General features: G+C 72.3%; 17 protein-coding genes. 6 read left to right on the forward strand and 11 right to left on the reverse strand.

The features are described 5' to 3' along the window. Positions 1-13 precede the first annotated feature (13 nt). Positions 14-1477, reverse strand: coding sequence for an NAD-dependent succinate-semialdehyde dehydrogenase (locus BN39_RS02335; RefSeq protein WP_040765757.1), 1464 nt, complete (start codon positions 1475-1477; stop codon positions 14-16). 55 nt (positions 1478-1532) lie between these two features. Here BN39_RS02335 and pgi point away from each other — a divergent pair, with 55 nt between their 5' ends. Continuing rightward, positions 1533-3191: a glucose-6-phosphate isomerase gene (pgi, locus tag BN39_RS02340; protein ID WP_019200747.1), complete on the forward strand. Its 1659-nt coding sequence runs from the start codon at positions 1533-1535 to the stop codon at positions 3189-3191. 3 nt (positions 3192-3194) lie between these two features. Here the strand turns inward: pgi and BN39_RS02345 are convergent, their stop codons facing one another. The 3 genes from BN39_RS02345 to BN39_RS02355 form a co-directional block, all read right to left on the reverse strand. Next, positions 3195-3422 (reverse strand): hypothetical protein, encoded by a 228-nt coding sequence (locus tag BN39_RS02345; protein WP_019200748.1) that lies wholly within the window; start codon positions 3420-3422, stop codon positions 3195-3197. Positions 3423-3713: 291 nt separating this feature from the next. Beyond that, positions 3714-4451 (reverse strand): SDR family oxidoreductase, encoded by a 738-nt coding sequence (locus BN39_RS02350; RefSeq protein WP_040765758.1) that lies wholly within the window; start codon positions 4449-4451, stop codon positions 3714-3716. Beyond that, positions 4370-5056: a YitT family protein gene (locus BN39_RS02355; protein ID WP_040766418.1), complete on the reverse strand. Its 687-nt coding sequence runs from the start codon at positions 5054-5056 to the stop codon at positions 4370-4372. The genes BN39_RS02350 and BN39_RS02355 overlap by 82 nt, the downstream gene beginning before the upstream one ends. A gap of 61 nt (positions 5057-5117) precedes the next feature. Between BN39_RS02355 and BN39_RS02360 the strand changes: the two genes are divergently transcribed. Both BN39_RS02360 and BN39_RS02365 read left to right on the forward strand, forming a co-directional pair. Continuing rightward, the gene (locus BN39_RS02360) at positions 5118-6590 is read left to right on the forward strand and encodes a PLP-dependent aminotransferase family protein (protein ID WP_019200751.1); all 1473 of its coding nucleotides are present in this window, start codon (positions 5118-5120) and stop codon (positions 6588-6590) included. A gap of 169 nt (positions 6591-6759) precedes the next feature. Next, complete coding sequence (locus tag BN39_RS02365) at positions 6760-7380, forward strand: DoxX family protein (RefSeq protein ID WP_019200752.1); 621 nt, start codon at positions 6760-6762, stop codon at positions 7378-7380. Between the two features lie 155 nt (positions 7381-7535). Here BN39_RS02365 and efeB read toward each other — a convergent pair whose 3' ends face one another. The 3 genes from efeB to BN39_RS02380 form a co-directional block, all read right to left on the reverse strand. Then, a complete protein-coding gene (efeB, locus tag BN39_RS02370; RefSeq protein WP_019200753.1) occupies positions 7536-8783 on the reverse strand; it encodes an iron uptake transporter deferrochelatase/peroxidase subunit in 1248 nt (415 codons plus the stop codon). Beyond that, entirely contained in the window at positions 8773-10809 is a 2037-nt protein-coding gene (efeU, locus tag BN39_RS02375) for an iron uptake transporter permease EfeU (RefSeq protein WP_019200754.1), read from the reverse strand. Before efeU ends, efeB begins: the two co-directional genes overlap by 11 nt. A 66-nt stretch (positions 10810-10875) precedes the next feature. After that, positions 10876-11751 carry a DNA-formamidopyrimidine glycosylase family protein gene (locus tag BN39_RS02380; RefSeq protein WP_019200755.1) on the reverse strand — a complete coding sequence of 292 codons (876 nt, stop codon included), beginning with the start codon at positions 11749-11751 and terminating at the stop codon, positions 10876-10878. 22 nt (positions 11752-11773) lie between these two features. Between BN39_RS02380 and BN39_RS02385 the strand changes: the two genes are divergently transcribed. After that, positions 11774-12526, forward strand: a complete 753-nt coding sequence (locus tag BN39_RS02385; RefSeq protein WP_019200756.1) for a 3'(2'),5'-bisphosphate nucleotidase CysQ — start codon at positions 11774-11776, stop codon at positions 12524-12526. 6 nt (positions 12527-12532) lie between these two features. Here the strand turns inward: BN39_RS02385 and cobF are convergent, their stop codons facing one another. Beyond that, positions 12533-13291: a precorrin-6A synthase (deacetylating) gene (cobF, locus tag BN39_RS02390; RefSeq protein WP_019200757.1), complete on the reverse strand. Its 759-nt coding sequence runs from the start codon at positions 13289-13291 to the stop codon at positions 12533-12535. Then, on the reverse strand, positions 13288-13923 hold the full coding sequence (locus BN39_RS02395; RefSeq protein WP_019200758.1) for a TetR/AcrR family transcriptional regulator: 636 nt from the start codon (positions 13921-13923) through the stop codon (positions 13288-13290). The genes cobF and BN39_RS02395 overlap by 4 nt, the downstream gene beginning before the upstream one ends. A 143-nt stretch (positions 13924-14066) precedes the next feature. Between BN39_RS02395 and BN39_RS02400 the strand changes: the two genes are divergently transcribed. Continuing rightward, positions 14067-15056, forward strand: coding sequence for a hypothetical protein (locus BN39_RS02400; protein ID WP_040765759.1), 990 nt, complete (start codon positions 14067-14069; stop codon positions 15054-15056). On the opposite strand, the gene BN39_RS02405 is transcribed toward BN39_RS02400, so the two are convergent. Continuing rightward, the gene (locus BN39_RS02405; protein WP_019200759.1) at positions 15053-15652 is read right to left on the reverse strand and encodes a pyridoxamine 5'-phosphate oxidase family protein; all 600 of its coding nucleotides are present in this window, start codon (positions 15650-15652) and stop codon (positions 15053-15055) included. The two genes, BN39_RS02400 and BN39_RS02405, sit on opposite strands and share 4 nt — an antisense overlap. 32 nt (positions 15653-15684) lie before the next feature. Between BN39_RS02405 and rnhA the strand changes: the two genes are divergently transcribed. Next, positions 15685-16134 carry a ribonuclease HI gene (gene rnhA / locus BN39_RS02410; protein ID WP_202803281.1) on the forward strand — a complete coding sequence of 150 codons (450 nt, stop codon included), beginning with the start codon at positions 15685-15687 and terminating at the stop codon, positions 16132-16134. Here rnhA and BN39_RS02415 read toward each other — a convergent pair. After that, positions 16131-16556, reverse strand: a complete 426-nt coding sequence (locus tag BN39_RS02415; RefSeq protein ID WP_040765761.1) for a DUF2510 domain-containing protein — start codon at positions 16554-16556, stop codon at positions 16131-16133. The genes rnhA and BN39_RS02415 overlap by 4 nt on opposite strands. Between the last annotated feature and the right edge of the window lie 81 nt (positions 16557-16637).

A 16637-nucleotide genomic window follows, 5' to 3' on the forward strand; every position in this document is an offset into this window, starting at 1 on the left:
CGCGGCGCCGGCGTCACTGCAGGGCGATGTACCGGGTCTCGAGGTACTCCTCGATCCCCTCGCTGCCGCCCTCGCGACCGAAACCGGACGCCTTCACGCCGCCGAACGGGCCCGCGGGATCGGAGATCACGCCGCGGTTCACGCCCACCATCCCGCTCTCGATCCGGTCCGCGACGCGCAGCGCCCGGTCCAGGTCGCGGGTGAAGACGTACGCTGCGAGGCCGTACTCGGTGTCGTTGGCCGCGGCCACCCCCGCGTCCTCGTCCGCGAAGGTGGTGACCGGCGCGACCGGCCCGAAGACCTCCTCGCGCAGGATCCGCGCGTCGGCCGGGACGTCGCCCAGCACCGTCGGGGGGAAGTAGTGGCCCTTGCCCTCCGGGGCGACCCCGCCGAGCTTGAGCGTCGCGCCCTTGGCGACCGCGTCCTGCACCAGCTCGGACACGATGCCCTGCTGATCGGCCGAGATCAGCGGACCGATGGTCACGCCCTCGTCGGCGCCGGGGCCGAGCACGTACTTCTCCATCCCCGCGACGAGCTTCGCGGTGAACTCCTCCGCCAGCGACTCGTGCACGTGGAACCGGTTGGCCGCGGTGCACGCCTCGCCGCCGTTGCGGAGCTTCGCGAGCAGCGCCTGCGCCACGGCGTGATCCACGTCGGCGTCGTCGAACACCACGAACGGGGCGTTCCCGCCCAGCTCCATGGAGGTGCGCAGGATGCCGGGCGCCGACTGCTCGATGAGCTTGCGCCCCACCTCGGTGGAGCCGGTGAAGGTGAGCTTGCGCAGCCGCGGGTCGGCCAGCAGCGGACCGGTGAGCGCCGACGACTTCGACGTGGGCAGCACCGACACCACCCCGTCGGGCACCCCGGCCTCCGCGAGCACCTCGGCGAGCAGCAGCATCGTCAGCGGCGTCAGGCCCGCGGGCTTGACCAGCATGGTGGCGCCGGCGGCCAGCGCGGGCCCCAGCTTGCGCGTGCCCATGGCCAGCGGGAAGTTCCACGGCGTGATCGCGAGGCACGGCCCGACGGGGGCCTTGCTCACCAGGATCCGGCCGGTGCCCGCGGGCGCCGGGGTGTAGCGGCCGGCGATCCGCACCGCCTCCTCGGAGAACCAGCGGAAGAACTCGGCGCCGTACTTCACCTCGTTCGCCGATTCGGGCAGCGCCTTGCCCATCTCGAGGGTCATCAGGAGCGCGAAATCGTCGGTGCGGGCGATCAGGCCCTTGTACGCGGCGCGCAGGATCTCGCCGCGCTCGCGGGCGGGCGTCGCGGCCCACGCCGGCCCGGCGGCGGCCGCGGCGTCCAGGGCGGCGGCGCCGTCCTCCGCGGTGGCGTCCGCGACCTCGGTCAACACCTCCTCGGTGGCGGGATCGTGCACCGGAAAGGTTGCCCCCGAAGCGGAGTCACGGAACCGCCCTCCGATGAAGAGCCCCGTCGGGACGCGGTCGAGAAGGTCACGCACACGCTGCTCGGTAGCCATGCAAGTCACGATAACCGCCCGGCGGAAACCCCCGCAGGACACTAGGCTGGACCGCATGAGCGACAACGACATCACCGCTTCCCCCGCCTGGCAGGATCTCGTTGCGCATCATCGCGACATCGGCGGCCTCCACCTGCGGGAGCTGTTCGAGAAGGACCCGGCGCGCGGCGGCGAGCTGGTCTTCGAGGTGGGCGATCTGTACATCGACTACTCCAAGCACCGCGTCACCCGGGAGACCCTGGGACTGCTCGCCGCGCTCGGCCGCGCCGCAGGCGTCGAGAGCACCCGGGACGCGATGCTCACCGGCGCGCACATCAACTCCACCGAGGACCGGGCCGTGCTGCACACGGCCCTGCGCGCCCCGTCAGGCCAGGAGCTGACGGTCGACGGGCAGGACGTGACCGGCGACGTGCACGCGGTGCTCGGCCGGATGGGCGCGTTCACCGACCGGGTGCGCAGCGGCGAGTGGCGCGGCGCCACCGGCGAGCGCATCACCGACGTGGTGAACATCGGCATCGGCGGCAGCGACCTGGGGCCCGCGATGGTCTACAAGGCGCTGCGCCGGTACACGCAGCCCGGCCTGAACTGCCACTTCGTCTCCAACGTGGACCCCGCCGACGTGGTGTCCACGCTGTACGGGCTCAACCCCGCCAGCACGCTGTTCATCGTGGCGTCGAAGACCTTCTCCACCCAGGAGACGCTCACCAACGCGCACGCCGCCAAGCGCTGGCTGCTGGAGGGACTGGGCCGGGGCGAGGAGGCGGTGGCGCAGCACTTCGTGGCCGTGTCCACGAACGCGGAGCGGGTCTCGGCGTTCGGCATCGACACCGCGAACATGTTCGGGTTCTGGGACTGGGTGGGCGGCCGCTACTCCGTGGACTCGGCGATCGGCCTCTCCGTCATGTGCGCGATCGGCAAGGAGCAGTTCGCGGACTTCCTGGGCGGATTCCGCGCCGTCGACGAGCACTTCGCGCAGGCCCCGATCGAGCAGAACGCGCCGATCATGCTGGGGCTCATCGGCCTCTGGTACTCCGACTTCTTCGGCGCCCAGTCGCGCGCCGTGCTCCCCTACGCGCAGGACCTGGCCCGGTTCCCCGCCTACCTGCAGCAGCTCACGATGGAGTCGAACGGTAAATCGGTGCGGATCGACGGCACCGCGGTCGGCGTGGACACCGGCGAGATCTTCTGGGGCGAGCCCGGCACCAACGGCCAGCACGCCTTCTACCAGTTGCTGCACCAGGGCACGCGGCTCGTGCCGGCGGACTTCATCGGCTTCGCCGAGTCCACCGACGACCTGCCCACCACCGACGGCGTGGGCACCATGCAGGACCTGCTGATGAGCAACCTGTTCGCGCAGACCAAGGTGCTGGCGTTCGGCAAGACCGCGCCCGAGATCGCCGCGGAGGGCACCGATCCCGCCGTGGTGCCGCACAAGGTGATGCCGGGCAACCGCCCCACCACCACGATCCTGGCGCCGAAGCTGACGCCGTCGGTCGTGGGCCAGCTCATCGCGCTCTACGAGCACCAGGTGTTCACCGAGGCCGCGGTCTGGGGCATCAACGCCTTCGACCAGTGGGGCGTCGAACTGGGCAAGGTGCAGGCCAACGCCCTGCTCCCGGTCATCGCGTCCGACGGTGCGCCCGCCCCCGCCGGGGACTCGTCGACCGACGCCGAGGTGCGCTGGTACCGCGGGCACCGCGGCCGCGCGGTCTAGCCGTCACGGCTCGTCGGGGATCTGCCACGTGCCGTTCGACGTGCAGGTGAGGACGAAGCCCTGGGACTGCTCCAGGGCGAGCGTGCCCACCGGGTAGCTGCACGGCGCGCCGAGCCTGCCGGTCTTGTAGTCGTAGTCGTCGGGGGCCGCGTTGGCCGCCGCAACGCCGCCGAGCGTGAGGGCCACCGCCGTGAGGACCGCCGCGGTCATGGACTTGCTGAATGTGCGCATCTCGCACCACCTTTCGTCCCTGCTAACGCTAGGAACTTCGGTGGCCGGGCACATCCGGGCCGGGCACCCATCTGCGATCCCATCACCTCAGGGCTGGCCCCCTAGTCCTCCCGGGGGATGCCCCGCGGAGCGGGCCGCGCACCGTCGGACCGCGGACCGTCGACCCGGGCGTTCCCTAGGGGGACGGCCTCTCCCCACAGCGAGCGCGTTCTCCCCTTGACCGGGGGCATGGGGAGAGGCGCGGCCCTATAGGGAGACGCCCGGCGGGTGGGTGGCGAGGCGCGGGCGCGACTAGATGAGGCGGCGGGTGAGCTCGTCGGGGGCGTGCCGGAGCACGGCGCCGAGCGGGGTCCAAGGCCACGACGGGACGGCGGCCTCCTTCGGCTCCCGGTCGATGGCCTTGACGAGGGCCTTGACCCCATCGTCGAGGGGCGCCTTCATCGAGGTCTTCACGTCCTTGTTGATCGCGGTCTCGATGAAGCCCGGCTTGATCACGGTGACGGTGATGTCGCTGCCCGCGAACTCGGCCTGCAGGCCCTCGCCGATCGCGGTGAGGCCGGCCTTGCTGGCGGAGTAGGCGGTCTGCGCCTTCGGCATTCCGCGCTGGCCGGCGATCGAGGAGATCAGCACCAGGTGGCCGCGGCCCTGCGCGCGGAACACCTCGAGCACGGCCTCGATCTGGGCGATCGCGCCGGTCAGGTTGGTCTGCACCGTCTCCAGATTGGCGTGGGTCTTGCCCGTGCCGAGCGGCGCACCCTTGCCGATGCCGGCGTTGATGATCGCGCGATCGAGGCCGCCGAGCCGGGAGACCACGTCGGTGATCGCGCCGGGCACGGCGTCGAAGTCGGTGACGTCGAGGCGGCCGATCTCGACGGCCCCGGCGTGCGGCGCGGTGTCGAGCTCGGCCTTGAGCGCCTCCAGCCGCTCGAGCCTGCGGGCCAGCAGCCCTACGTCCTCGCCGCGCTCCGCGTACGTGCGCGCCATGCCTTCGCCGAGCCCGGAGCTCGCACCGGTGATGAGGATTCGCATTCCCCCACCCTATCCGCGCGGCGCGCGAGATCGGGGCCGCCGAGCCCGGTGCGGGCGAACAGCTGGATCAACGGGCCGACACCGACGGCGTACAGCACCGTGCCGATGCCCAGCGTGCCGCCCAGCAGGAAACCGATCGCCACCACGACGACCTCCATCGAGGTGCGGACCACCCGCACCGAGCCTCCGGTCTTCGCGACGAGGCCCGTCATCAGCCCGTCGCGCGGGCCGGGCCCCATGCCGGCACCGATGTAGAGCACGGTCGCGAAGGCGTTGAGCACGATGCCTCCCAGCATCATCGGGACCGCGACCACCAGCGCCGGGTTCTCGGGGAACAGGGGCGCCATCACGTCGAACGCCACGCCGATCACGATGACGTTGGCCACCGTGCCGAAGCCCGGCTTCTGCCGGATCGGGATCCACGCGAGCAGCACCAGCGCACCCACGACGATCGTCACCACGCCCACCGAGATGCCCACCTTCTCCGCGAGCCCCTGGTGCAGCACGTCCCACGGCATGTTGCCGAGGCCGGCGCGGAGGATCGCGACCATCGCGGTGCCGTACAGCCACAACCCGACGAACAGCTTCAACAGTCGAACCATCATGACGACCACCCTGTCGTCGATTGGACCTGTAATCCATAGCCAGTTCTGAGATACTGGCCTCATGTTCCCCGCAACTGGCACGATCGGCGCGGCCACTCTGACGAAGCAGCTCGGGGCCTGGAGGCCCGACGGCGGCCCCTGCCCGGCGCGCCGGGCGCCCCGTCCGGCGTACCTCGCGCTCGCCGAGGCGCTCCGGCTCCTGGTGCTCGACGGCCGCGTCCCCGTCGGGACGGCGCTGCCGAGCGAACGGGCCCTCGCCGCGCATCTGGACGTCAGCAGGACGACGGTGACCGCCGCCTACGCCGAGCTCCGCGACAGCGGACACCTGCAGTCCCGGCAGGGCGCGCGCAGCGTGCTCACGCTCCCCCACTCGGTTCCCGCCGAGCCCGCGGACACCGGCGCGGAGGCCGACCTGATCCGGCTCAACGTGGCGGCGCCGTCGGCGCCCGACCAGATCGTGCACGACGGCTACCGGCACGCGCTCGAATGCGCGCCGCCGTACCTCGCGGGAATCGGCCTGTACCCCGGCGGGATTCGCGCGCTGCGCGAGGCGATCGCGCGCCGCTACACCGACCGCGGCATGCCCACCACCGCCGAGCAGGTGCTGGTGACCTCCGGCGCGCAGCACGCGCTGCGGCTGGTGCTGGACACCCTGGTGCACCCCGGCGACAGGGTGCTGATCGAGCAGCCCACGCACCACGGCACCATCCTCGCGATCCGCCGGCACAACGCGCGGCCCGTGGCCGTGGGGCTGCACCCCGAACACGGCTGGGACCTCGATCAGCTGGAAGCCGTGGTGAAGCAACAGAATCCGCGGATGATCTTCACCATCGCCGATTTCCACAACCCCACGGGGCTGCTGCTCGACGAGGCCGGGCGTGCGCGCCTCTGCGAGATCTCCGCCCGCTACCGGGTGCCCGTCGTGGTGGACGAGACCATGGCGGAACTGGCCCTGGACCGCCCCGCGCCCCGGCCCCTGGCGTCGTTCGCGCCGCGCGGTGCGCAGATCATCACGATCGGATCCGCGAGCAAGACGGTGTGGGCCGGCCTGCGCGTGGGGTGGATCCGCACGGAGACGTCGCCGGATTCCCTCACCGCCGCGCGCCACGACATGGACCTGGCCGGCGCCGTCTTCGAGCAGCTCGCCGCCGGCTACGCCCTGGACCATCTGGGCGATTTCCTTCCCGCGCGGCTGGATTCGCTGCGCACCGCGCGTGCGGTCGCCGCGGACGCGGTCGCGGAGCACCTCCCGGGGGCCACCACGAGCGCCGGGGTCGGCGGGCTGTGCCTGTGGGTGACCCTGCCGCGCCCGGTGGGGACCGCCACCGCCGCCGCGGCCGCCGGGCTCGGGGTGCGGATCGCAGCGGGCTCGGCGTTCGGGATCGACGGTGCGCTGGAGCGCAACATCCGCATCCCCTACTCCCTGCCGCCCGATCAGCTCGCGCGCGCGGTGGAGCTGGTGGGGGCCGCGTACCGTCGGGCGACCGGCGGGACCACCGCCTCCCCCGACCTCGCCGACCAGCTGGTGGTGTGAATCAGGTTCCGCACGCGAGCGGGATGGACGGCGGAGGCATAGCCTCGGTGGCGGGCATCGTGCGCCGAGTCCGCGGTGCGCCGTGAACTGCATCACACACCGGAATCATCAGGACCACGGTCCGGTTGAAGCCCGGTGACACCACGAACTCCGCTGGAAGGACTTCCGCATGGGAAACACCGACACCGCACGTGACCTCGGCCTGCTGGCGCTCCGCACCGCCGTCGGCGGCGCGCTCGCCTACCACGGCGCGCAGAAGCTGTTCGGAGCGTTCGGCGGCGGCGGTCTCGACGCCACCGCGCAGGGCTTCGAATCCATGGGCTTCGCCCCCGGCAAGCCGAACGCGGCCGTCGCCGGCGCCGGCGAACTGGCGGGCGCGGCCCTCGCGCTGGGCGCGGCCACCCCGCTGGCAGCCGCGGGCGGCGTCGGCGCGATGCTCGTCGCGGCCGAGGTGCACCGCCCGAACGGCTTCGCCGCGCAGGGCGGCGGCAACGAGTACCCCGTGACGCTCGGCGTCGCAGCGGCCGCGCTCGCCCTGACCGGCCCGGGCAAGTACTCCGTCGACCACCTGCTGGGCGACCGCCTCAACAAGCCGTGGCTCGCCGCCCTCGCTCTCGGTGGCGCCGTCGCCGGCGGCGCGGTCACGATCGCCCGCCGCAACGCCGCGCTCGCGCAGGCCGAAGAAGTCTCCGAGGCGATCGAGGACGAGGCCGCGGAGGGCGACTTCCTCCTGGGCGATTACGACCCCGAGACCGGCAAGAACGACGGCGAGGACAAGGTCATCAAGTAGCCCGTCGCGGCACTCACCTGCCGCGGGAGGCGTGGCCCGACCACATGCCGCCGGCCCCGATCACCCGGGGGCCGGCGGCATGGTCGTCCTCCCGGCGCCGCCCCGGGCGCGCGTTTCTCCCAGCGCGACGACGTCTCCCCGCCGAACGCGTCGAGCTAGCGGAACAGGCCGGACCCCAGGAAGTCCGAGGAGTCCCGCACCCCGGGGACGGCGAAGAAGTAGCCGCCGCCGAACGGCGTCACGTAATCGGTGAGCGGCTCGTCGATCAAGCGCTTCTGCACCTCCTCGAACTGCGCCTCGAGGTCCTGCTGGAAACAGATGAACACGTGTCCGCAGGCCATGTTCCCGTTCATGTCCAGGCCCAGGTCGTAGTTGTAGGACCGGCGCACCAGCCGCTGCTTCTCCGTGTTCTCGCCCTCGCGCGGATTCGCCAGGCGGATGTGCGAATCCAGCGGGATCACATCGCCCTCGGGGTCCTGGGAGAAGTCGGGATCGTCGGTCTCCTGCGCACCGTCGAGCGGCGCCCCGGAGTCCCGCCTGCGGCCGAACATGCCCTCCTGCTCCGCGATCGACACGCGGTCCCAGAACTCGACCATCATCCGGATCAGCCGCACCACGAGGTAGCTGCCGCCGCGGGCCCACTCGGGCTCCTCCGATCCGGTCACCCAGATCAGCGATTCCGCCTGCCGCCCCACCGGATTGGCCGTGCCGTCCTTGAATCCCATGAGGTTCCGGGACGCGCCGCTCGGCCGTGGGGCGGCGCCGTACCCCTGCATCTTCCAGCGCAGCTGCATCGCTCCGCGGGTGTGCTTGGCGATGTCGCGCAGCGCGTGGTGCACGGTGTCCGGGTTGTTCGCGCACAGCTGCAGCACCAGATCGCCGTGGCACTGCGCCGGGTCGGGCTGGTCGTTGGGGAACGTGGTCATCGGCTTGAGCCGCTTCGGTTTCCGCTCGGCGAGCCCGAACCGGCCGTCGAACAGCGACGAGCCCACGCCCAGCGTGATGGTGAGGCCGTCGGCCGGGACCACGGGCCCCAGCACGGCGCTGTCCGACGGGGGCTTCCCCACGCCGAGGTCCTTGGGCGTGCCGCCCTCGGTGAGGAACCGCGCGCGCTCGGTGACGGTGCGCAGCAACGCCTCCAGGCCCGCCCGGTCGGGGGCGACGACGTCGAACGCGGCCACCATGAGCGCGGCCTGCTTCTCTGCGGGCACCGGCGTCAGGATGCCGGACTGGTGCTCGCCCTCGAACGGGTACGCGTCGCGCACGGTAGGGCCCGATCCCTGGGCGTCGCTCCGGGCTCCCCCGGCCAGCACGGCGCCGACGGCGGCCACGCCCACGGCCCCGGCGGCCGTGCCCTGCAGGAACTTCCGGCGGTCCGTGCCGCCGCTCTTCTCATCGCTCATGCTTGGGGATCTCCAGGAGGTTGGGCACGGCGGACAGCGTCTCCAGAGCCTGCCCCACGGTGCCGTTGATCTTCTGCCGCTGGGCGAGCGGCGGTGCGTCGAGCGGCGGATAGGTGCCGTCGGGTCGCTTGACGGCGTCGAGCGCCCGCGTCACGTCGTCCAATTCCCGACGGGCCGTGGACACCAGGTCCGGAGCGCGGGGCGCGAGCAGCGGCTCGAGGATGGTGAGCACCGACCGGGTCACGTCGACGTCCGCGGCGGTCGCCGCGTAGCCGCTGTGCGAGCCCTGGTCGCTGACGCCGGTGAGGTGGTCGCGCAGGGCGTCCTCGAGGATCTCCTGCGCCCGCTTGGTGAGCGTGATCGGGTCGCCGGCGACGTCGTCCGAGCGCAGGTCGGCGCGCACCTTCCGCAGGCCCTCGACGGTGGTGTCCACCTGGGCGGCGAGCGCACCCGGTGCCTCGCCCGCGGTGAACAGGCCGTACTCGATGCGCCGGATCCCGGAGAACTCGGGATCCCGCACGCCGCCGGCGAACCCGTCGGGCAGGCCCGCGACCGCGGTGCCCGCGTCGCCGAAGCTGTTGTACGAAGCGCCCACCCGCTCCCACGCGGTCATGGCGTCGAGCCAGGCGCGCTCGGCCCCGGCCGTGTCGCCGCCGGTGAGCGCGGCCTTCACCCGGCCGAGCGCCGATTCGACCCCGGGCAGCACCGAGAGCACGTAGTCCTGGTACTTCGCGTTGGCGGCGTCGAGGTCGTCCTCGGTCACGCGGGAGACCGCCTTGGGAGCCTCACCCGCGGCACCGCTCACCGTGAACTGCTCGGACCGCGTGGGCTTCTCCCCCGCCATGTAGCAGACGAACTGGTACGTCCCGTTCCCCAGCGTGGCCGAGAGGTCGGCGGTGGTGGCCGGGCCGAGGGTCTCGATCTCGCCGACCACCGCGTCGCCGCCGTCGACGAGCGTGACCTCCCCCGACTTCCCCGACTTGTTGGTCACCGTGACGCGCTGCGGGCCGGGGCCGGCGCCGGTGAATCCGCGGGCGCACTCCGCCTCGGTCACGGTGACGGCGCCCGCGGCGGCGGGCTTGGACGGGAGGACCGCGATGATCAGGCCGGCCACGACCAGCGGCACGAGCACCACGACCGCGGCGACCGGCGCCACCCGACGTCCGGCGAGCCGCTCCGCCCAGGCCTCGAACCGGCCCTTCCCCTCGACGGAGAGCGGCGCGGGCGTGGTGCGGAGGAACACCCACAGCACCACCGCCAGGTACGCCAGCCACGCGAACACCTGCAGCACCGTCATCCTGGGCGCCAGGTTGGTGATGCCGCCGATGAGCGCCACCCACCACGAGTCCGGGCTGATCGACCCGGTGAGGTCGAACGCGATCCAGGTGCGGCCCGGCAGCACGCCGGCGTTCTGCAGGTCGCCGAGGCCGTACGCGAGCACGCCCGCCGCGACCACGATGAGCAGCACGGCGGTGTACGTGAAGAACTTCCCGAGGTCCAGGCGGACCGCCTGCCGGTACAGCAGCGCACACAGCCCGAACGCCACGAGCAGGCCCAGCGCGGCGCCGACGGCGGGCGCCACGGCGTCGCCGGAGGCGCGGGCCGCGGTCCACAGGAACAGCGTGGTCTCCAGGCCCTCCCGTGCGACCGCGAAGAACGCGGTGAGCACCAGGGCGCCCGCGCCGAGCGCCATCGCCGCCTCCACGTTCCCGCGCAGGCTCTTCGACAGCGACGCGGCGGTGCGCCGCATCCAGAAGATCATCACCGTCACCAGCGCGACCGCGAGGACGCTCAGCGTGCCCGCGACCACCTCCCGCGCCGTGGCCGACAGCTCCGACGCGGTGAAGGTCAGCACCGCGCCGAAGCTCAGGGACAGCGACGCCGCCCCGAGAGCGCCCAACCACACCGGCATCCGCGAGCCGCCGGCCTTCTTCACGGCGGCCAGCAGGACGCTCACGATCAGTCCCGCTTCCAGGCCCTCGCGCAGGCCGATCAGGAAGTTCGGGACGGCATCACCCCAGATCATGTGTAGAAGGTAAGGCACGCCTATTCACCGCGCGCAGCCAAACCTCCGTACCCGGGTGTTTTGGCGCTATTTCAGCAGTTTCGACATCCGACGGTCGGCCAGCACCTTGCCGCCGGTCTGGCACGTGGCGCAGTACTGGAACGAGCGGTCGTGGAAGGACACCTCACGCACCGTGTCCCCGCACACCGGGCAGGGGCTGCCGGTGCGGCCGTGCACCTTCATCCCCGACCGCTTCTCCGCCTTGAGCGTGGCCACGTGCTGTCCCACGGACCGCTCCACCGCGTCCTGCAGTTCCGCCCGCATCGCCGCGTACAGCGTGTCCACCTGGTCCGCGTCCAGCGACTTCGCGGTGGCGAACGGCGAGAGCTTCGCCGCGTGCAGGATCTCGTCCGAGTAGGCGTTGCCCACACCGGCCAGCGTGCGCTGATCGCGCAGTACCGTCTTCAGCTGCGCCCGCGAACCCGCCAGGATCGCGGCGAACTCGTCCCGCGTGACCGCCAGCGCATCCGGCCCCAGGGTGGACACCATCTCGATCTCGTCCGGGTCCCCCACGATCCACACCGCGAGCCGCTTCTGCGTGCCCGCCTCCGTGAGGTCGAAGCCCTCCCCCTCCGGCCCCACGTGCACGCGCAGCGCGATCGGCGATTTCCCTCCCGGCTTGAGCGGGGTCGGCGAGAGCTTGTCCGACCAGCGCAGCCACCCGGCGCGCGACAGGTGCGTGACGAGGGCGATGCGCGCACCGTCGGGCTTGCGGGTCCAGAGGACGAAGTACTTGCCGATCCGCTCCGTGCCCGTGACGGTGGCGCCCACCAGATCGTGCGGGCCCGGCGCGTACGTCTTGAGGACGGACAACGCGGCGACGTCCACGCGGCGGACCTGCGTGCCCACGGCCTTCTCGGCCACGTAGTCCGCGATCGCGGTGATCTCGGGAAGCTCCGGCATGGACCCACTCTAGGGTGGGCGTATGACCTTTTCCGGCCGTTACGACGGTGGCGCTCTGTCCGACATCGAACTCGCGGCCGAGATCGCCGACGGCGCGGGCCGCATCCTGCAGTCCATCCGGCACGGATCGCTGCTGGAGGACGGCCTGCTCGGCGATACCGGGGACCGCCTCGCGCAGGCGTGGATCGCGCGGGTGCTGCACCGGCACCGCCCGCACGACGCGGTGCTCTCCGAGGAGGCGCCCGACTCCTCGGAACGCCTCACCTCGGACCGGGTGTGGGTGATCGATCCGCTCGACGGCACCCGCGACTACGCCGCACACCGCCCCGACTACGCGGTGCACGTGGCCCTCACCGACGGGAAGCAGCCCGTGCACAGCGCGGTCTCGCTGCCCGCGATGGGCACGGTGTACCGGTCGGACACGGTCGCCGCGCCGACGGGGCCGCTCACCGGCAACCTCGCCCTCTCCCGCAGCCGCGCCACCCCCGGCATGTTCCGCGTCGCGGATCAGCTGGGGCTGCAACCGGTCTCGCTCGGGTCGGCGGGGGTGAAGACGATGGCCGTGGTCACCGGCCGGGTCGACGTGTACCTGCACGCCGGCGGGCAGTACGAGTGGGACTCGTGCGCGCCCGTCGGCGTCGCGCGGGCCGCGGGGCTGCACTGCAGCCGACTCGACGGCTCCGAGCTCACCTACAACAACCCCGACCCCTATCTCCCCGACCTGGTGATCTGCCGGCCCGAGCTGGCCGACCGGGTGCTGTCCGCGCTGAACTGACCGACGTCACGGCCTGCGGAGCAGGTAGACGTCCATGATCCAGCCGTGCCGCTCGCGGGCCTCGGCGCGGGTGCGGGCGATGCGCTCGCCCACCTCGCCGACCGGACCCTCGATGAGGATCTCGTCGGGGGTGCCCAGGTAGGCGCCCCAGTAGATGTGATCGGTGGGCTCGGCCGTCTCGCGGAACGTGCAGTCCGCGTCGAGCATCACCACGGTGTTGCGGCCGTCGTCCTCGGCCAGGCGCCGGCCCGTGGTGATGTGGATCGGCTCGCCCACCCGGTTGAGCAGGATCGAGTGGGCCGCGGTGAGGGCCTGCACGCTGGTGATACCGGGGATCACACGCGGCGACAGATCCATCGTCGCCGCGACCCGTTCGATCACCCGCAGGGTCGAGTCGTAGAGCGACGGGTCGCCCCACACCAGAAATCCCGCCGAGCCCCCGTCGGGCACGTGCTCGGCGATCGCCTCCGCGAGCGCCCGCGCCCGCGCGTCGTGCCACGCGTCCACATTGCGCCGGTAGTCACCGTCGGGCCGCTCGGCGCCGCGCTCCGCGGACCGGTCCCGCGGCGGGTCGGGCACGAGCACGATCTCGGTGCCGGGCGCGAACCGGTCGACGATCTCCTGGCGGATCCCCGTGAGCGAGGACGCGGACGCCTTGTCCAGCACGAAGATCGCGTCGGACGCGCGCATCGCGTCCACGGCGGCCACGGTGACGTGCCCCGGGTCCCCCACGCCGATCCCGATGAGCAGCGCGGTGCGGCTCAAGCGATCGGCTCGCTGTACATGTTGAGCGTCGCGGCCAGCAGGTCGATCCGGTTCTGTTTGAGCGTCTCGTTGTCCGGGTCGATCACGCAGTAACTGGCCGTGCCCTCGTGCACCGCGAGCAGCGCGTACCCCAACGCCTCCGGCTTGGTCACGCGACGGCCGGCCGCCTCCAGCACGTGCATGACGGTGGGGATCATGTTGGCCAGCAACATCTGCTGGGCGTCGCGCACCGTCTGGTTGAGCTCGGGCGTGCGGGTGCACAGTGCCACGAAGTCGCCGTTCACCCGCTGCCAGCGCTCGTTGACCGGGATGGCGCGGACGGCCATCTCGATGAGCTGGCCGTAGTCGGCGCCCTTGACCACGTGCGTGTCCACGACCTTGGCCATCACGTCCATGATCCACCGGACGTGGTACCGCCAGACCTCGATGAACAGCTCTTCGAGGCTGGTGAAATTCGAGTAGAACGCGCCCCGCGTGAAGCCCGCGGCCTCGCACACCATCTTGACGGTGGTCGAGCCGTAGCCGTTCTGCGCGAACACGAAGTACGCCGCGCGGATCAGGCGGCGCCGTGTCTTGGCGCGGCCCTTCGCGTCCTCCCCGGTGTCCTGCCCCGGATGCGCCACGGCCGTCACCCGACCACCGCTTTGGGACAATTCCCCCGTTGCTGTGTCATCCACCCAGTGTACCGGTGAGTAGCCTCCGCTTTGGCGCGACTTCAGCGACTGCCAACCACTCCTCCCTAGCGTTGCGGTCACATCGCCGTAGGAGGCCCGCAATGCCCGATTCCCCGCAGGATCACCCGCCCGTACCGCCCGCTCCGCACCGCGCGCCGCTCCGCCTCGGGGCCCTCGTGCTCACGGCCGGGGGCGGCGTCGCGGTGGCCGTCGCCGCGTTCCTGCCCTGGTTCACCGTGACCGCGGACCTGCCGAGGCTGCCCGGCCTGCCGTCGTCGCTCACCGCGACGGTGACCGGCACCGGCGCGGTCTCCATGGATGCGATCGGCGGCGCCGACGCGTCGTCGAGCGTCCCCGTCGGTGCGGCCTGGGCGGGCTGGACCGTGATCGCCCTCGCCGTCGCGGCGGTCGCGCTCGCCGGCACGGCGGCCTTCGCGGGCGCGGCGACCGCGCGGATCTGCGGGGCCGTCGCCGCCGCCTGCGGTCTCGGCGCCGCGGGCGTCGGGGTGTACGCCCTGCTCGTCCCCGTCGGGCGGGAGACGGTGTCCGCACAGGGCGTAACGCTCGACGTGCAGACCACCGCCGCCTACGGCCCGTACGTCGTGATCGTCGGGGCCGCAGCGGTTCTCGCGGGAGCCCTCGTGATCACCCTCGCCCGACGGTCCGCCCCGGTCGCCGTCGTGTCCGCGCCGCAGGCGCCGTACGCGCATGCCCCGCAGCCGGTCCCGCACGCGCCGCTGCCGCAGCAGGTGTGGGCCCGCCCGGCTGCTCCCGCCGAACCTGTTCGCGCACCGTCGAACCCGACCGCGGCACCGTCGTACGCCGAACCGGAGCACCCAGACGCACCGCACCACGACACCGCGATCTCCCCGGTCTCCCGGCGCCGCCCGCAGCCCGAGTGGGACCGCGACTGGCCCACGCTGGTGCCGGCGCCGCCTGCACCGCCCGCGCCGCCGACGCCGTCCCAGCAGGAGACGGTCGTGGTGAAGCGGCCGCCGCGGCCCGTGCGCGTGTCCCCGAATCCCGAGACGCGCCGGATCCCCCGGTCCGACGGGGCGCCGCACTTCGACGGCCCCACCCAGCCGCTCTAGCCCTCCAGCTCCGCGACGCGGGCCCTGAGCCGCTCGATCTCGGCGCGCAGCTCGGCCTCCCGCTCGTCCGCCGCCTTCTGGTGCGCCAGCGAGAGCTCCTTCAGGTAGCTGCGGTCGTACCGCGGGATGATGCTGCGCGAGCAGTTCCAGTCGTAGGCCTCGACGGTGATCTCGATGGCCCGAGCGTCGCCGCGCTCCAGCACGGCGCCGCGGCCGAACACCTTGAGCCGGATGCGCCGCGGGTAGTCCACGAAGAACATCGCCAGGCGGTCGTCGTCGGCGAGGTTGCCCAGCGTGACGAACTGATTGTTGCCCGGCACGTCCACGAACCGCAGCTTCCCGGACTCCGGATCGTGCCGCACGAAACCGGCCGGGCCGCTCCGGTACTGCAGATAGGGCCAGCCCGTGGGGGTGACGGTGGCGAGGCAGAACTGGTCGGCGCGCGAGATCATGAGCAGCTCGCGGTCGGTGAGCTGCTGCGGACCGTCGTCGCCGCGCTCCATCTGCCGCCCGTACGCCACGTAGCTGCCGTTGCGCCGCTGCCGCTCCAGCGCGTCGTCGCCGAAGACGAGGTGGTGATAGTGGTTGTTCGGCACGGTTTCACCGTAGCGCCCAGCGCCGCATACCCTTGTCACTCGTGGCGGACGAGATCGTGATCTACACCGACGGGGCGTGCCTGGGGAATCCCGGGCCCGGGGGCTGGGGAGCCGTGCTGCGGTTCGGCGACCACCAGAAGGAGCTCTACGGCGCGGAGAAGGACACCACCAACAACCGCATGGAGCTGATGGGCGCCATCTCCGCGCTCGAGGCCATCACCAAGCCGTACCCCGTGATCCTCTACACGGACAGCTCGTACGTGAAGAACGGCATCACCAAGTGGGTGGCCGGCTGGAAGCGCAACGGCTGGAAGACCGCGAGCAAGCAGCCCGTGAAGAACGCCGAGCTGTGGCAGCGACTCGTGGAGGTCGCCGACCGGTACGAGATCGACTGGCGCTGGGTCAAGGGCCACGCCGGCAACGAGGGCAACGAGCTCGCCGACCAGCTGGCGTCCCGCGGCGCGCAGGAGGCGCGGGGCTAGCCCCGTCCCGTCCGCCGCGGTGTCCGGGCCGACGAAACCGCGCCCCGCTTCGCCCGCCCGGGAAACGGGGTGTTCGGGAGCAGGCGGCGCCGCGGCGGCTTCGCGACGGCGATCCGCGGCGGCGCGGACGCCGTACGCGACCGCACCGGCGGCACGGCCTGCGGATCGGCGAACCGCCGCGTCCACTTCTCCCCCGTCCACCAGCGCATGCGCGCCTCGTCCTCGGGGTCCCGGTACCAGCCCGCCGGTGCGACCGGCGGCGGCAGCTCCGCCTTCCGCGGGAGCCGCTGCGCCGCGCGGCGCAGCGTGGACGGCGCGCGCATCGGCTTCGGCGCGGGCTTCCGGGCCTTGGCGCCGTTGCCGACGCTCACCCGGACCGGCCCCACCTCCGTGGTCGCCCGCATCCTCATCCGCTCGGCCATGCGCCGATTATGCGCATCGCGCACGCCCCGGCACGGCGCTTTGATCGACTCGGGCTGAGCCCAACCCTCGACCAGCGCCGC

Source organism: Tsukamurella sp. 1534 (assembly GCF_000312385.1).
Taxonomy (GTDB): Bacteria; Actinomycetota; Actinomycetes; order Mycobacteriales; family Mycobacteriaceae; genus Tsukamurella.

What these genes read in the sequence shown, in the direction of transcription:
- BN39_RS02335 (WP_040765757.1), bottom strand. Translation starts at nt 1,477, where the DNA reads ATGGCTACCGAGCAGCGTGTGCGTGACCTTCTCGACCGCGTCCCGACG.
- pgi (WP_019200747.1), top strand. Translation starts at nt 1,533, where the DNA reads ATGAGCGACAACGACATCACCGCTTCCCCCGCCTGGCAGGATCTCGTT.
- BN39_RS02345 (WP_019200748.1), bottom strand. Translation starts at nt 3,422, where the DNA reads ATGCGCACATTCAGCAAGTCCATGACCGCGGCGGTCCTCACGGCGGTG.
- BN39_RS02350 (WP_040765758.1), bottom strand. Translation starts at nt 4,451, where the DNA reads ATGCGAATCCTCATCACCGGTGCGAGCTCCGGGCTCGGCGAAGGCATG.
- BN39_RS02355 (WP_040766418.1), bottom strand. Translation starts at nt 5,056, where the DNA reads ATGATGGTTCGACTGTTGAAGCTGTTCGTCGGGTTGTGGCTGTACGGC.
- BN39_RS02360 (WP_019200751.1), top strand. Translation starts at nt 5,118, where the DNA reads ATGTTCCCCGCAACTGGCACGATCGGCGCGGCCACTCTGACGAAGCAG.
- BN39_RS02365 (WP_019200752.1), top strand. Translation starts at nt 6,760, where the DNA reads ATGGGAAACACCGACACCGCACGTGACCTCGGCCTGCTGGCGCTCCGC.
- efeB (WP_019200753.1), bottom strand. Translation starts at nt 8,783, where the DNA reads ATGAGCGATGAGAAGAGCGGCGGCACGGACCGCCGGAAGTTCCTGCAG.
- efeU (WP_019200754.1), bottom strand. Translation starts at nt 10,809, where the DNA reads ATGATCTGGGGTGATGCCGTCCCGAACTTCCTGATCGGCCTGCGCGAG.
- BN39_RS02380 (WP_019200755.1), bottom strand. Translation starts at nt 11,751, where the DNA reads ATGCCGGAGCTTCCCGAGATCACCGCGATCGCGGACTACGTGGCCGAG.
- BN39_RS02385 (WP_019200756.1), top strand. Translation starts at nt 11,774, where the DNA reads ATGACCTTTTCCGGCCGTTACGACGGTGGCGCTCTGTCCGACATCGAA.
- BN39_RS02400 (WP_040765759.1), top strand. Translation starts at nt 14,067, where the DNA reads ATGCCCGATTCCCCGCAGGATCACCCGCCCGTACCGCCCGCTCCGCAC.
- BN39_RS02415 (WP_040765761.1), bottom strand. Translation starts at nt 16,556, where the DNA reads ATGGCCGAGCGGATGAGGATGCGGGCGACCACGGAGGTGGGGCCGGTC.